8 protein-coding genes are annotated in these 15,528 nt (G+C 41.6%); 7 read left to right on the forward strand and 1 reads right to left on the reverse strand.

The features are described from left to right. The first annotated feature begins 231 nt into the window (after positions 1 to 231). The 7 genes from ACWATR_RS25650 (at position 232) to ACWATR_RS25680 (ending at position 14,250) form a co-directional block, all read left to right on the forward strand. Positions 232 to 4,692 (forward strand): DUF4347 domain-containing protein, encoded by a 4,461-nt coding sequence (locus ACWATR_RS25650; RefSeq protein ID WP_460338592.1) that lies wholly within the window; start codon positions 232 to 234, stop codon positions 4,690 to 4,692. 480 nt (positions 4,693 to 5,172) lie between these two features. Then, positions 5,173 to 9,387: an FG-GAP-like repeat-containing protein gene (locus tag ACWATR_RS25655; protein ID WP_460338594.1), complete on the forward strand. Its 4,215-nt coding sequence runs from the start codon at positions 5,173 to 5,175 to the stop codon at positions 9,385 to 9,387. Between the two features lie 140 nt (positions 9,388 to 9,527). Continuing rightward, the gene (locus tag ACWATR_RS25660) at positions 9,528 to 9,761 is read left to right on the forward strand and encodes a hypothetical protein (RefSeq protein ID WP_460338596.1); all 234 of its coding nucleotides are present in this window, start codon (positions 9,528 to 9,530) and stop codon (positions 9,759 to 9,761) included. 41 nt (positions 9,762 to 9,802) lie between these two features. Next, entirely contained in the window at positions 9,803 to 11,713 is a 1,911-nt protein-coding gene (locus tag ACWATR_RS25665; protein WP_460338598.1) for an ATP-binding protein, read from the forward strand. Positions 11,714 to 11,822: 109 nt separating this feature from the next. Continuing rightward, positions 11,823 to 12,242, forward strand: a complete 420-nt coding sequence (locus ACWATR_RS25670; RefSeq protein ID WP_460338600.1) for a helix-turn-helix domain-containing protein — start codon at positions 11,823 to 11,825, stop codon at positions 12,240 to 12,242. Positions 12,243 to 12,246: 4 nt separating this feature from the next. Next, the gene (locus ACWATR_RS25675) at positions 12,247 to 12,708 is read left to right on the forward strand and encodes an ImmA/IrrE family metallo-endopeptidase (protein WP_460338602.1); all 462 of its coding nucleotides are present in this window, start codon (positions 12,247 to 12,249) and stop codon (positions 12,706 to 12,708) included. 366 nt (positions 12,709 to 13,074) lie between these two features. Beyond that, on the forward strand, positions 13,075 to 14,250 hold the full coding sequence (locus ACWATR_RS25680; RefSeq protein ID WP_460338604.1) for a homospermidine biosynthesis protein: 1,176 nt from the start codon (positions 13,075 to 13,077) through the stop codon (positions 14,248 to 14,250). 369 nt (positions 14,251 to 14,619) lie between these two features. Here the strand turns inward: ACWATR_RS25680 and fabG are convergent, their stop codons facing one another. Continuing rightward, entirely contained in the window at positions 14,620 to 15,315 is a 696-nt protein-coding gene (gene fabG, locus ACWATR_RS25685; RefSeq protein ID WP_460338606.1) for a 3-oxoacyl-ACP reductase FabG, read from the reverse strand. Positions 15,316 to 15,528 lie beyond the last annotated feature (213 nt).

Raw genomic sequence — 15,528 nt, forward strand, 5'->3', positions numbered from 1 at the left:
ACTAAGTTCTCAAATTAACTTTTCTATTTTAACTCAATAAAAAGAGGTTCCAATTACCGATTGAATTGAGGTATGGAAGCGTATGTTTCAGCATTTGCTTCCTGTTTAGTGCTGTTTTCATTTATTCATAATCTTTGAATTGCTAAATTTTACTTACTAACAAAAATCATCGTGTAAATCCAAGAATAAACAACTTCTAAATACCAAAACAATTTTATTGAGGAATTACAAATGCCAAATCAAAATATTGTCTTTATCGATCAAGCAGTTATCAACTATGAAAGCTTGATTGCTGGCATCCAACCAGATACTAGCGTAGTAATCCTTGACTCAAATCAAGATGGAGTAGAACAAATTACTCAAGCTTTGCAGGGTGGCAAATACCAATCAGTTCAAATTATCTCCCACGGCAGTAGCGGAAGTTTGCAACTAGGTTCAAACCAACTCAATACCAACAACTTGAACTCCTATACGAATCAGTTGCAACAATGGAGAAATTATTTAACTGAAGATGCCGACATTCTGCTTTATGGTTGCAACGTGGCATCTTTTGATCAAACTTTTGTGCAACAGTTGAGTGAAATCACAGGTGCAGATGTGGCTGCTTCTGATGACATCACAGGGAATTCCGAATTGGGGGGTGACTGGGATTTAGAAGTGAAGGTTGGCGAAATTGAGTCAGATTTAGCCTTGACATCAGAGACAATAAAAGCTTACCGCTCAATTTTACCCTTATCGTTTGCAACTGCCAGCAACTTTAGCGTTGGAAGCAATCCCTCTTCCGTGACAGTGGGTGACTTCGACAAAGATGGTAACCTTGACTTAGCTGTGGCTAACTTTGACTCCAACAACGTTTCAGTGCTGTTAGGCAATGGCAGTGGTGGTTTTGGGGCTGCTGCCAACTTTGGCGTCGGAAACAGTCCTAATTCCGTGACAGTGGGAGATTTCAACAAAGATGGTAACCTTGATTTAGCCACAGCTAACTCTAGCTCCAACAGCGTTTCACTGCTTTTAGGCAATGGCAGTGGTAGTTTTGGGGTTGCCAGCAACTTTAACGTGGAAAGCTCTCCCCGTTATTTGGCAGTAGAAGACTTCAACAAAGACGGCAACTCTGACTTAGTGGTAGCTAACTTTGGCTCTAACAAAGTTTCAGTGTTATTGGGTAATGGTAGTGGTGGTTTTGATATTGCTATCACATTTAACGCATCAACCAGTCCCATTTCCGTGACAGTTGGAGACTTCAACAAAGATGGTAACCTTGATTTAGCCACAGCTAATTATGGCTCCAACAACATTTCAGTTCTGTTGGGTAATGGCAATGGTAGCTTTGGGGCTGCCACCAATTTTGGCGTGGGAAGCACTCCCAATTCCGTGGTAGTGGGAGACTTCAACAAAGATGGTAACCTTGACTTAGCCACAGCTAATTATGGCTCCAACAACGTTTCAGTTCTGTTGGGTAATGGCAGTGGTAGCTTTGGGGCTGCCAGCAATTTTAGCGTGGGAAACAATCCCATTTCCTTGATAGTGGGTGACTTCGACAAAGACAGCAAATCTGATTTAGCTGTGACTAACTATTTATCCAGCAGCATTTCAGTGCTGTTGGGCAATGGGGCTGGTAGCTTTGGAACTGCCAGCAATTTTGGCGTGGGAAGCACTCCCAATTCCGTAGCAGTGGGGGACTTTGACAAAGACAACGACTTGGACTTAGTAGTGGCTAACTCAAGCTCCAATAACGTTTCAGTGCTAGATAATACTACCGTACCCCCAAAAGTTGACTTTGGTGCTGCTACCTACAACACTACAGAAGGTAGTACTGCTACTGAGGTAACTATTGCCGTTACCTTAGACGCTATTCCCAACATTGATGTCACAGTTCCCATTGTCATCAACAACAGTAGCACCGCTACTAGTGGCAACGATTACACATTTTCACCCGCTAGTCTTACTTTTAGTGCTGGGGCAGCAGGTTCAAATTTAACCCAACTAGTAACTTTTAGCATTCAACCAGACGATTTACCTGAAAATGCCGAAACGGTTGTACTCAATTTCGGCACACTGACGGGGGCTATTCCAGGGACAATCACTGAAACTACTCTGAATATTGCTGCTAACGATTCCATTGAATACGCAATTTCCACCACCACCCCACCTTTAACTGAAGGTAATAGCGGTACTCAATCTGCTACCTTTACCATCACCCGCAGTGGTGGTATTGGCGTGGCGAGTACGGTAGATTATGCCTTGAGTGGTACAGCAATTTTAGAGAGTGACTATAACAATATTCAAGTTACAAATGGAGGAACTGCTTCATCGGGGACTTTAAACTTTGGAGTTGGGGAAACAACAAAGACAATTACACTCGATGTTTTGGGTGACTATACAGTTGAACTTGATGAAAACATTATTGTTACTCTAAGTAATCCTAATCTCACAACTGCGCCAGCAAGTTCCACAATTACCACCAGTTCAGTTCAAGTAGACATCATTAATGATGATTTCTCTAAACCGACACTCATCAACGAAATTCTGTTTGACCCCCCAAGTACAGATAACCCGAAAGAATATATCGAACTGCGTGGCACTTTCGCTGCGACTCTAGCAGCTGGAACTTATTTAGTTGGCATTGAGGGTGATTCTGGTACTAATCCTGGTAATGTTCAAGATATTTTTGATTTGTCTGGTAAGCAGTTTGGTACTAATGGGTTGCTGGTTCTTCTGCAAAAAGGCAGTACTTATGTAGCCAAGCCTGGTGCAAATGTAATAACTAATACTGGAAGTGGAGCCGGATGGGGGAACGGAACCTCAAGTTCAATCGGTCACACTGGTGGAACAACCGATATAGAAAGTGGGTCTGTTAGCTTTTTTCTGATTCAAACTAATATTGCACCTACCTTAAGCAATGATATTGACTCAAATAACGATGGTATTGCTGATGGTACTGTGTACTCAAATTGGACTGTGCTAGATTCAGTTTCAGCTTTAGATGGGGGAACTACAGATAAAGCCTACGGCTCGATTGTATTTAGAAGAAATTCTGCTGGTTCAGTTCCAAGTGGTGCGACAATTGTTAACACCTCATTTATAGCAGGATATGTAGGGCGTTCAGGTGATACCACAGGTTCAGCAGCCTCGGATTGGGTAGCAAGTGTAGTTACTGGCACAGCGCCGAATTTGACATTAGGTACTGTTGCTAACACATCACCTGGAAGCTTTGCCAGTCAAGCGTTAAATCACATTGGGGATACTAATTTTGCTCCTACGGCTAATGTAAATTACGCCATTTCACCTGCTAGTCAAACTGTGACTGAAGGTAATAGTGGTAGCAAAACGGTGACTTTCACTGTTACTCGTAGTGGTGATACTGGCGTTGCTACTAGCGTAAATTATGCTCTGAATGGCACGGCAACTTTTAGCAGTGATTACAACAGTATTAAAGTTGCAGGTGTCACAGGTAGTTCATCTGGGATTATAAAATTCGCCGCCGGGGAAACAACAAAGGCTATCACATTAAACGTTGTAGGCGATAAGGTTACTGAGGCTGACGAAACCATTAATCTTAACCTGAGTTACCCTAACCAAACAGTTGCGATCGCACCAGCTACAATCACTATAGTTAATGATGACACCCAACCCACCATTTCCATCGCAGATAAAAGTGGCAAGGAAGATAGTGGCAATCTTGTTTTTACCGTTAAACTGTCTAATGCCAGCAATGACGTAATCACAGTTGATTACAACACTAGTAATGATACTGCGATCGCTGGCATTGATTACACCCCACTCACAGGAACCATCATTTTCAACCCTGGAGTTATCTCTCAAACAATCACCATACCAATTCTCAACGATTTCATTGACGAATCAACTGAGCAGTTTTTTGTTAATCTCACCAACCCCACCAATGCCAGTATTAGCGATAACCAAGCTCTTGGTAAGATTACTAACGACGATACGGCAGGTTTTAGCATCTCTGCCACCAATGGACTCATAACTACCGAAGCTGGTGATACAGCTAGTTTCAGTATCCAACTCAATACCCAACCCACTGCTGATGTCACCTTCAATTTGAGTAGTTCCAAGGTGAGTGAAGGTACTGTTTCAGTTTCTAGCGTTACATTTACCGCAGCTAACTGGAATACGCCCCAAATCATCACCGTTACAGGTATTGATGATGGTGTTGCAGATGACAACATTGCTTACCAAATCATTACTAGCGCAACAGTTAGTAGTGATGCCAATTATAACAATCTCAACCCTATCGATATTGATGTCGTTAACATTAAAAGTGGCAACCAAGTTAATAGTATTATCACTGGTACGTCCAAAGCTGATAACCAGTTGCAGGGAACTAGCTCAGACGATCTGATTTTTGGCTTTGCTGGTAATGATGTAATTGTTGGTGGAGAAGGAAACGATCAACTTTACGGCGGTTTGGGTGCTGATAATCTTACAGGAGGGGCAGGTAATGATATCTTTGTCCTTGCTAAAGGCGAAGGTAGAGATACTATCAAAGACTTCAACATTAGTGAAGATTTGATTGCTTTATCAGGTGGTTTACTCTACTCAGGTTTGTCTATTACTCAAAGCGGCAACGATACCTTAATTAAGGTTACTGCCAATAACGAAAGTCTTGCTCTGTTAAATGGAATTACGGCATCAAGTTTAAACGCTAGCAACTTCATTACTTACTAGTACAGTAACACTCTAATAGAGCAACTTAGCCAATTGATTTATCTCAATTGGCTTTATCAAATTTTTATATTAATAAAATTACATCATTAAATTTTAAAAATTTTAACTCTAGGGATTTTACTGCTAGAAAGTTTAGCCGACAAGACATTGATTAATTTAGATATGCAAATTAAAAGTATTTAAGTTGATAAATAAACACTAAAATTTAATTTTCAAGATATTTGAGCGATCGCAGTAATAATACAGTAGAAAATATAGTATTTTTAGCGTAATTTTGTACTTACTTATCATATTACTTTTTGATCTCAAAACAAACGTTATAACTACCGATTCAGTTTAGCTATGGAAGCGGATATTCAGCGCTGTATGACTGATATCTACTCCCTACTCCGTATTTTCAAGGCTGATCTAACAATCAGAGTGCAACTGTCAGAAAATAAAACTTCTAAAACGCAAATTAATTTTACTGAGGAATTACAAATGTCAAATCAAAATATTATTTTTATTGATCAAGCAGTTATCAACTACGAAAGCTTGATTGCTGGCATCCAACCAGGCACTAGTGTAGTAATCCTTGACTCCGCTAGGGATGGGGTAGAACAAATCACTCAAGCTTTGCAGGGTGGCAAATACCAATCAGTTCAAATTATCTCCCACGGCAGTGGCGGAAGTTTGCAATTAGGGGCAACCTTACTCAATGTCAACAATTTGAACTCCTACACCAATCAATTGCAGCAGTGGAGAAATTATTTAACTGAGGATGCCGACATTCTGCTTTACGGTTGCAACGTGGCATCTTTTGATCGAGTTTTTGTGCAGCTTTTGAGCCAAATCACAGGCGCAGATGTGGCTGCCTCTGATGACATCACAGGTAATGCCGAGTTGGGGGGTGACTGGGATTTAGAAGTGAAGATTGGCTCCATTGAGTCAGATTTAGCCTTGACACCGGAAGTAACCAAGGCTTACAGCTCAATTTTAGCCTCCAACACAGCACCCACACTGAACAACACCGGTAATCCCACACTGGCTGCCATTGCCCAAAACGTAACGGATACCAATAACTCCGGCACTTTAATTTCCGTGATCCTTTCTAGAGGTGCAGGTGGCAACCCCATTACCGATCCTGACACAGGTGCAGTAGAAGGAATTGCTGTCATTGGTGTAGATAATACCAACGGTACTTGGCAATACTCCATAAATGACGGCGGCAACTGGATTAATTTCGCTGTGTCCGATACTTCTGCGACATTGCTCAGAGATACAGCAAAAATTCGTTTTGTCCCCAACCTTGGCTACAAGGGCACAGCAGAATTCGCTTTTCGCGCTTGGGATACCTCAGATGGCAACATTAGCGGCACTACTAATGTAGATCCCGGCGTTGGTGGAGGTACAAGTGCTTACAGTATTAATGCTGAAATTGCTACTGTCTCTATTATACATAATACTTATGATGTAGGATTAAGACCTTATTCCATAGTTGTTGGCGACTTTGACAAAGATGGAAAAACAGATTTGGTAACGGCAAACAAGTCCTCTCAAACCGTTTCGGTACTTTTGGGAAATGGTGATGGCACTTTTAAGTCTGCTAGCAACTTTAGTACGGTGGGGTTCAATGGCTTAAGTCCTTCTTCTGTTGCTGTAGCCGACTTCAACAAAGATGGGAAATTGGATTTGGTAACGGCAAACAGTATCTCAAATAACATTTCGCTGTTGCTTGGCAAGGGCGATGGTAGCTTTCAAACTGCTGTGAATTTTGCTTTGGAGTCAGCTTCGGCACCCATATCTATTGCAGTGGGTGACTTCAACAAAGATGGAAAATCTGACATAGTAACGGTAAACAACGCCTCCCAAAATATTTCAGTGTTGTTGGGAAATGGTGCAGGCGGCTTTGGAACTGCTAAAAACTTTAAAGTTCCTAGCCGTTCTAGTTTCGTCACAGTAAGCGACTTCAACGGGGATGGAAAATCTGACCTAGCTGTGACGAGTTCTTACTTCAACAACGTCTCGATTCTTTTGGGTAACGGTGATGGCACTTTTAACTCAGCCACTCAATTTGATGTGGGAACAAATCCTAATTCTGTTGTTGTCGGCGATTTCAATAAAGACAACAAATTGGATCTGGCGGTGGCGAATTATGACTCTAATAATGTCTCAATATTGTTAGGTAATGGCGCTGGCAGCTTTGGAATTGCTACTAACTTTGATGTGGGGTTAAATCCCGCATCCGTTACAGTGATTGACTTTGATAATGACGGTAACTCTGACCTAGCAGTGGCAAATGCAGGCTCAGACACGGTTTCAGTGCTGCTGGGAGATGGCAATGGTGGGTTTGGAATTGCCACGAACTTTGTCGTGGGGACAAAACCCTATTCTGTTACAGTAGGCGATTTCAACAAGGATGGTAAATCTGACTTGGCAGTGGCAAACAGCGAATCTAAAAACGTTTCGCTGGTAAACGCTGAGGATGAAACTTATGAACCTGTTCCCCCCCAACCGATACTTATCAACGAAATTCTGTTTGATCCTCTAAGTACAGATACCTCGAAAGAATATATCGAACTGCGTGGTACTCCCGGTGCAATTCTAGCACCTGGAACTTATTTCGTTGGAATTGAGGGTGATTCCGCTACTAACCCTGGCAATGTTCAAGATATTTTTGATTTGTCTGGTAAGCAGTTTGGTAGCAATGGGTTGCTAGTTCTTTTGCAAAAAGGCAATAGTTATGCAGTTAACCCCAATGCAAATGTAGTAACTAATACTGGAACTGGAGCCGGATGGGGAAGTGGGGCCTCAAGTTCACTCGGTCACATTGGTCAGGCGAATGCAAATGACACCGAAAATGGGTCTGTTAATTTCTTTTTGATTCAAACTACTACTGCACCAAACCTTAGCAATGATATTGACTCGGATAACAATGGTATTGCTGATGGTGCTACTTACTCAAATTGGACTGTGCTGGATTCAGTTTCGGTTTTAGATGGGGGAACTACAGACAAAGCATACGGCTCGATTGTATTTAGAAAAGGTTCTGTCGGTTCAGTTCCAACGAATGCCGCAGTTGTTGACACCTCATTTATTACTGGATATGTAGGACGTTCAGGTGACACTACAGGTTCAACAGCCTCGGATTGGGTAGCAAGTTTGATCGCTGGCACAGCGCCAAATTTTTCATTAGGTAATGCTACTAACACTTCACCTGGAAACTTTGCTAGTCAACCATTAAATCACATTGGAGGCACTAATTTTGTTCCTCCTGCAAATCTTAATTACGCCATTTCAACTACTGCACCAACTGTAACTGAAGGTAATAGTGGTAGCCAAACTGTTACTTTCACAGTGACTCGCAGTGGCAATACTGCCGTTGCCAGTACCATAAATTATGCCTTGGATGGCACGGCAACTTTTGGCAGTGATTACAACACCATTAAGGTTGCAGGTGTAACAAGTGCTGTATCTGGAGTTGTAATCTTTGCTGCTGGGGAAACAACAAAGGCTATTACATTTAATGTTCTGGGTGAAAAGGTCACTGAAGTTAATGAAACCATTAATCTGACGCTGAGTCACCCGAACCAGTTAACTCCTGTTACCGACCCAGCTACAGTTACCATAGTTAACGATGACGCCCCGCCCGCTATCTCCTTCGTTGCAAATAAAAGCGATAGTGAAGACAGTGGGAGTCTTGTTTTTAGCGTCAAACTCTCCAATGCCAGCATTGACATAATCACAGTTGATTACAACACTAGTAATGATACTGCGATCGCTGGCATTGATTACACCCCACTCACAGGAACCCTCACTTTCAACCCTGGAGTTACCACTCAAACAATCACAGTGCCGATTCTCGATGATTTTATTGCCGAATCCAGTGAGCGCTTTTTCATCAATCTCACAAACCCCACCAATGCCACCATTGCTGATAACCAAGGTATTGGTACGATTACTGACGACGACAAAGCGGGTATTACTATCTCTCCTGCCACTGCACTTGTAACTACCGAAACTGGTGGCACAGCTAACTTCAGTATTCAACTTGATACCCAACCCACTGCTGATGTCACCTTAAGTTTTAGTAGTTCCAATGTGAATGAAGGTACTGTTTCAGTCTCTAGCGTTACCTTTACCGCAGCTAACTGGAATACGCCCCAAATCATCACGGTTACAGGTGTTGATGATGGTGTTGCAGATGACAACACTATTTACCAAATTATTACTGCCAAAGCAGTTAGTAGTGATACCAAATATAACAACATTATCAATCCTGATGATATTGATGTCGTTAACATTAAAAGTGGCAACCAAATTAATAGCATTATCACTGGTACATCTAATATTGATAACCCGTTGCAGGGAACTAGCTCAGACGATCTTATTTTTGGTTTTGCTAGTAATGATGTGATTGTTGGCGGGCTAGGAAACGATCGCATTTATGGCGGTTTTGGTACTGATAATCTCACAGGTGGTGCAGGTAATGATATCTTTGTAATTGTCAAAGGTGAAGGTAGAGATACAATCAAAGATTTCAACATTAATGAAGATTTGATTTCTTTATCAGGTGGTTTAACCTACTCAGGTTTGTCTATTACTCAAAGCGGCAATGATACCTTGATTAAGGTTACTTCTGGTAACGTTAATTTTGCTTTGTTAACTGGAATTATGGCATCAAATTTAAACGCTAGTCATTTCATTATTGAGTAAGATATAGGAATCCGCTTTGATTTCTGAACTGATTTGCGTGGTGCGCGTTCGCGCAGCGCAAGCGCGATAGGCAGGCAATAGGCAATAGGCAATAGGAAAGAAGGCTTCTTAGTTGTACTGAGTTTTTTCAGAAATCAAATATGAGTCCTATAGGACAATACAGTTCAGATAAGACCAAAACACTTGTAGAGACGGCGATTTATCGCGTCTCGAAAACCCAAAATTTTTGCCAGCCGCCCTTAACCCAAGCGTATTGTCCTATCCAGCAATCAATTTTGGCGGGGCAGACTAGTAGTGTAGTTAAATGGCATTTTGGGCATACTAAGGAAGAACTTAGGCAATCTTCTGAGCTACTCATCCCTGATTTGGGATGAGTAGCTTAGAAGAAAGTCAGTACCTTGCAGGATTAAGCAAGATGGTATTTTTCGACATTGTTCCGCAACAATCTTCTCAGGCTTTTCTGTGGAGTCTTTTTAACAGCATTACAGATCCGATATTTGTCAAAGACAGGCAACACAGTTGGATGTTTGTCAATGATGCCTTGTGCCAGTTCATGGGATATGAACGTGCAGAACTAATTGGTAAATCCGATTATGATTTCTTCTGCAAAACAGAAGCCGATCTTTTTTGGGAGAGAGATGAACAAATATTCACCACAGGCTTGAGTGATGAACATGAGCAATTAATCACAGATTACCAAGGTGAAACTCAGATAATTTCTACGAAAAAAAGCTTATTTTCTGATGAAGTTGGTAATTCATTTTTAGTGGGTTCAATTCGGTTTGTTGGTTCCAAAAATAAAATTGAAACCGCTTTACTATGTCAGACAGTGAATAAGTTGGAACAGGAAATTCATGAACGCCAAGAAACAGAGAAACGCTTTCGCAGACATAGCAATGCTCTACAGCAACTTGTGCAAAGTGAAAAACTACAACATGACGATTTTCAAATTGCCATCCAATATGTAACGGAAGTGGCTAGTTTAGGTCTTGATGTCGAACGTGTAAGTGTTTGGTTATACACAGAAAAAGGTCTAGGGATTCAATGTATTGATTTATATAAACGTGAGAATAATTGTCACAGTCATGGTTTTGAATTATCTTTCTGCGACTTCCCCAGGTATTTTCAAGCTTTAAAGGAAGAACAAGTAATTGCAGTTTCTGATGTTCATAATGATCCTCGTACTTGGGAGTTTTCTGCAACTTATACGACCCCACTGGGAATTACTTCGATGCTTGATGCCAGGATTTGGTCTAAAGGGCAGGTGATTGGTGTAGTTTGTTGTGAACATTTGGCAACTCAGCGTCAGTGGACACTAGAAGAAGAAAGTTTTATTGGCTCAATTACTGACTTCGTGCGACTGGTAATTGAATCAGACAATCGCAAAATTGCCGAAGAAGCACTACGACAATCAGAAATGCAGCTCAGACAACAAACTCAACAACTAGAGTTAGCACTCTTTGAATTACAACGCACTCAGACCCAAATGCTCCAAAGTGAAAAAATGTCTTCTTTGGGACAACTAGTAGCGGGTGTTGCTCACGAAATCAATAATCCAGTTAACTTCATTTATGGCAATATTGCACCTGCTCATGATTACATTCAAAACTTACTAAATTTGATTAACTTATATCAAGAATACTATCCTTATCCTGTGCCTGTTATTCAATCACAAATTGCGGCTATCGACCTAGATTTTTTGATGACAGATTTACTGAAGCTTCTATCTTCAATGAAAATAGGAGCAGAGCGTATTCGGCAAATTGTCCTTTCTCTACGAAATTTTTCTCGCCTAGATGAAGCTGAATATAAAGCAGTTGATATTCATGAAGGAATTGATAGTACATTATTAATTTTAGAAAATCGCCTCAAAACAAAACCTAATTGTCTAGGGATTGAAATTGTTAAGGAATATGGAAATTTACCTCTAATTGAGTGTTATGCAGGTCAACTCAATCAAGTGTTCATGAATATTTTAACTAATGCTATTGATGCCTTAGAAGAACGATATGAGCAACACACTCAACAGCAAATCCGACAATTTCCTAGCGTGATTAAGATTCGCACAGAAATAATTAATCACAATCAGATTGCAATTAAGATTTCCGACAATGGTCTAGGTATACCAGAAAAAATAAAACAACGTATTTTTGACCCCTTCTTTACTACAAAACCAATTGGTAAAGGTACAGGAATGGGTATGTCAATTAGTTATCAAATTGTGACTAAAAATCATTATGGAACCCTTGAATGTATTTCATCTCCATATCAGGGTACAACATTTGTCATTATCATACCTTTAAAACAGCAGCAGTTTGCTAATTAATCAAGACCTTCATCGCTATTAATAATGATAAAAAGTCGTAATTATTCAGGGAAGTGGGAGAAATAACGCCATCTCTAGTCTCCTGAACTTAAAGAATTGGTGTAGTCCGGTGGTCAAGGAAAGTCGTGTTTTTAGTCTACATAATCTGTTGGTATTTCTGCTTCAAAAGTGTCAACTAGATATAGAAAGGTTAGCAAGCCTAGTCCGCAAAAAACGGGGCAGCAGAGGACTACGGGAAACATCGGCGGAGATTGGTAATGTTAGTCCATCTACTCTTTCACGAGTAGAGAGTGGCAAAATGCCGGATATGGAAACTTTTCTGGCACTTTGTAACTGGCTAGAAGTGCCGCCTGCGGAGTTGTTTAAAACCTCAGACGAGGAGCAACTGGATACGCCTGAAGCGATCGCTATTCAACTACGCGCTGACAAAAATCTTGATCCAGCGATCGCTAATGCTCTAGCATCCTTAGTCAAAGCAGCGTATCGCGATCTGTCTCAAAATAATGGCGAATTGAAGCAAGATCCCTAAATATATGCCATTAATTCAAAGTCTATCGCCGGAATTTAGGCAACGCTGTGAAGCGATCGCAACTGAACAACGAAGCTTACTTCGAGTGCGATCGTTTGAACCTTTACCCGCAGATATTCTTGCAACCAAGTTACGAGCAAGACTTTTTACACCCGATCAGGTTCCAAATTTAGAGCCAGAGCAAGTAACACTGCTACTTGCTAGCGATGAGTGGTCAGGAGCGATTATAAGCGATCGCCCACTCTGGATTGTATACAACCCACGTCATGCACCTACACGGCGTGAATCAAATTTGATGCATGAAATAGCTCATGTCTTGCTGAATCATAAGTCTGTAAGCTTTGATCCTGTCACTGGAATACCAAAACGTAAACAAAACAACGAAGATGAAGCAACTTATCTAGTAGTCTGCCAACCCAAAAATGCGCTTGTGAGGACTGGGGAAAGGGGAAAGGGAAAAGGGTAAGAGATTTAAACCCTTTCCCCCTTCCCCCTTACCCTTTACCCCGCCAAGTTCACTTGGCGAACTACTATGGGGATGCCTTCAAATTCCCAAACGTGGTCTACTGTGGGCGACACAACGCAAGATGCTATTACCTCAAATTGCAGAACATTTTGGTGCTAGTGAAGCTATGGTGCAATTTCGCAGCAATGTGACTAATGTGCCTGTGAAATAGCTAGTTATAGAAAAATCCCAAAAGGGCTGAAAAAGGTTTATTCTCATACTCCCCACTTGCTTTTTCAAGTTAGTGATCAAAAAGTATTGCTGTCACTTTGGCTGAAAGCTAGATAACATTAGATTCGGGCGTGTTTACTGTTCGGGAGTGCCAAAATGTCTAAACATCTGGGTCAAAAAATCGCACCCACACCTATATCAAATGATATCAATGTGGTGGATTTGATTGATCAATACTTCACCGCTTACAACTCAGCGCGGTTGCGGGAAATCTGCCAACTACTGAGTCGTGATGTGCTAACGGAAGGCGTCACGGTGGGAGTTAGTCTTTCCGGTGCGATGACGCCAGCTGGATTCGGGGTTTCAGCACTTGCACCCTTAATTCGCAACGGCTTTATTGACTGGATGATTAGTACTGGTGCAAATCTTTACCACGATATGCACTACGGATTGGGTTTTGAACTCTTTGCTGGTAATCCGTTTTTGGATGATGTGAAACTGCGTCAAGAAGGCACGATCCGCATTTATGACATTATCTTTGGTTACGATGTGCTGCTAGAAACTGATGCGTTCATCCGCAAAATTCTGCAAGGAGAAGCGTTTCAGAAGCGGATGGGAACGGCTGAGTTTCACCATTTACTAGGTAAATATGTCCGAGAAGTAGAAAAGCAATTGGGTGTGCAGAATTCTTGCTTGTTAGCTACAGCTTATGAATATGGCGTGCCTATTTATACGTCTTCTCCAGGAGATAGTTCCATTGGGATGAACGTGGCGGCTTTAGCATTGGAAGGTTCGCAGTTGGTGATCGATCCATCAATTGACGTGAATGAGACAGCAGCGATCGCATATAATGCCCGTGAATCAGGAGGTAAAAGTGCGGCTGTAATTCTCGGTGGCGGTAGCCCTAAGAACTTTTTGCTACAAACTCAACCGCAACTTCATGAGGTCTTAGGATTAGAAGAACGAGGACACGATTACTTTATACAATTCACCGATGCGCGTCCAGATACAGGCGGTTTATCTGGAGCAACCCCATCGGAAGCTGTCAGTTGGGGTAAAATTGACCCAGATGAGTTACCTAACACAATCGTTTGTTATACCGATAGCACGATCGCTCTACCACTGGTGACAGCGTATGTGTTAAATAAATGCCAACCTCGTCCCCTGAAGCGTGTCTACGACAGGCGAGAAGCCATTTTAGCGAAACTGCAAAAAGACTATCTAGCAGCCAAAACTCAACCATCAGATCAAGTTCCAGCAGCAGTTGCTGAAAGTGCTTCACAGCAAACAGCGACTTATCCCTGTGGTCGGCTGATTCCAAATTCTCATTAGGGGAATAGGGAGTAGGGAGTAGGGAATTTTAATATGCACCACTTCCCACTCCCCTTTCATCCCTTTTTTCCAATCAACAAATAAGTTGTCATCTTCTCTTTGCCTTGCTAACTTTTGCTTTAAAACAAGCCTGTCGGTAACATTTTCTATCTAAGATAGGGTCTGCTGAATAATGATAAAACGTTGATTTCTCAATGCTTTGGGGCTATTTTTGTAGAAACAGGTGCAAGTAAATTGGGGTATCAGGCTGAAAAATCTTGCATTTCTCATGGATTAGGTCACAAAAAAACACCAAAAATCAGGATGAAACTATTGCCTGTTGCCTATTCCCTATTGCCTACCCCAGCCATCAGACTTTTTCAGCAAGCCCTAAATATTGCCGTAGACAGGAATTGCTGCACCTCGAATATCTTTAGCTGCTTCTGAACCTAAAAAGCAAATTATTTGCGCTAAAGATTCAGGTTTAACCCATTTGTCAGCATTTTCTGCACCCATTGCTTTACGGTTGTTGGGAGTATCAATGACGCTGGGAAGGACGACATTAGCGGTGATATTAGTACCTTTAGTTTCATCTGCGATCGCTTGTGTCAAAGCTACCACACCAGCTTTAGCAGCGGAATATGCTGCAAATTGCCCAGCAGGCTCCACAGCTGCTTTAGAACCTACTGTGACAATACGTCCATAACCGTGTTCCAACATTTTTTTCAGGCTATATTTGCAAGTCAAGAAAGTAGTATTCAAGTTGATATCTAATTCGTGTTTCCAACTGGAAAAACTATATTCATGGGTTTTCCCCATTGAAAAGCCACCCACCAAATGAATTAACACATCCACCCGTCCTATGTGGTTGATGAGATTTTCTACCGAAGCTTCTTCCTCTAGATTAGAGGGGACAAAGGAAAGTCTGGCAAAATCAGTAGGTGAAAGAATGCCCTTGAGGCGTTCAACATCTTTGATATTCCGATAAGGAATTGTCACCTCTGCACCTTGAGCGAGAATCACTGGTATCACACCTAAACCTAGTCCACCAGTACCGCCTGTGAGTAAAACTTGCTTGCCTTTCATCAGTTTCGCATACTTGAAAGTTCATTTTTCAAGATAGCGCGTTGTCGTTGGCGCAGCTATCGCCAGCATTTGGTAAATTTAAAACCAGCGTCAGCTTGTCTAGATAATGACTCCGTAATCAGTCTTGCCTTAGATCCCAAAGAGCCAAAACTACGCGGTTCCCTCCCTACACAATTAAGTTCTCCGAATCAAACCAGATTCCTAATACAATGA

Source organism: Nostoc sp. UIC 10890, assembly GCF_054786515.1.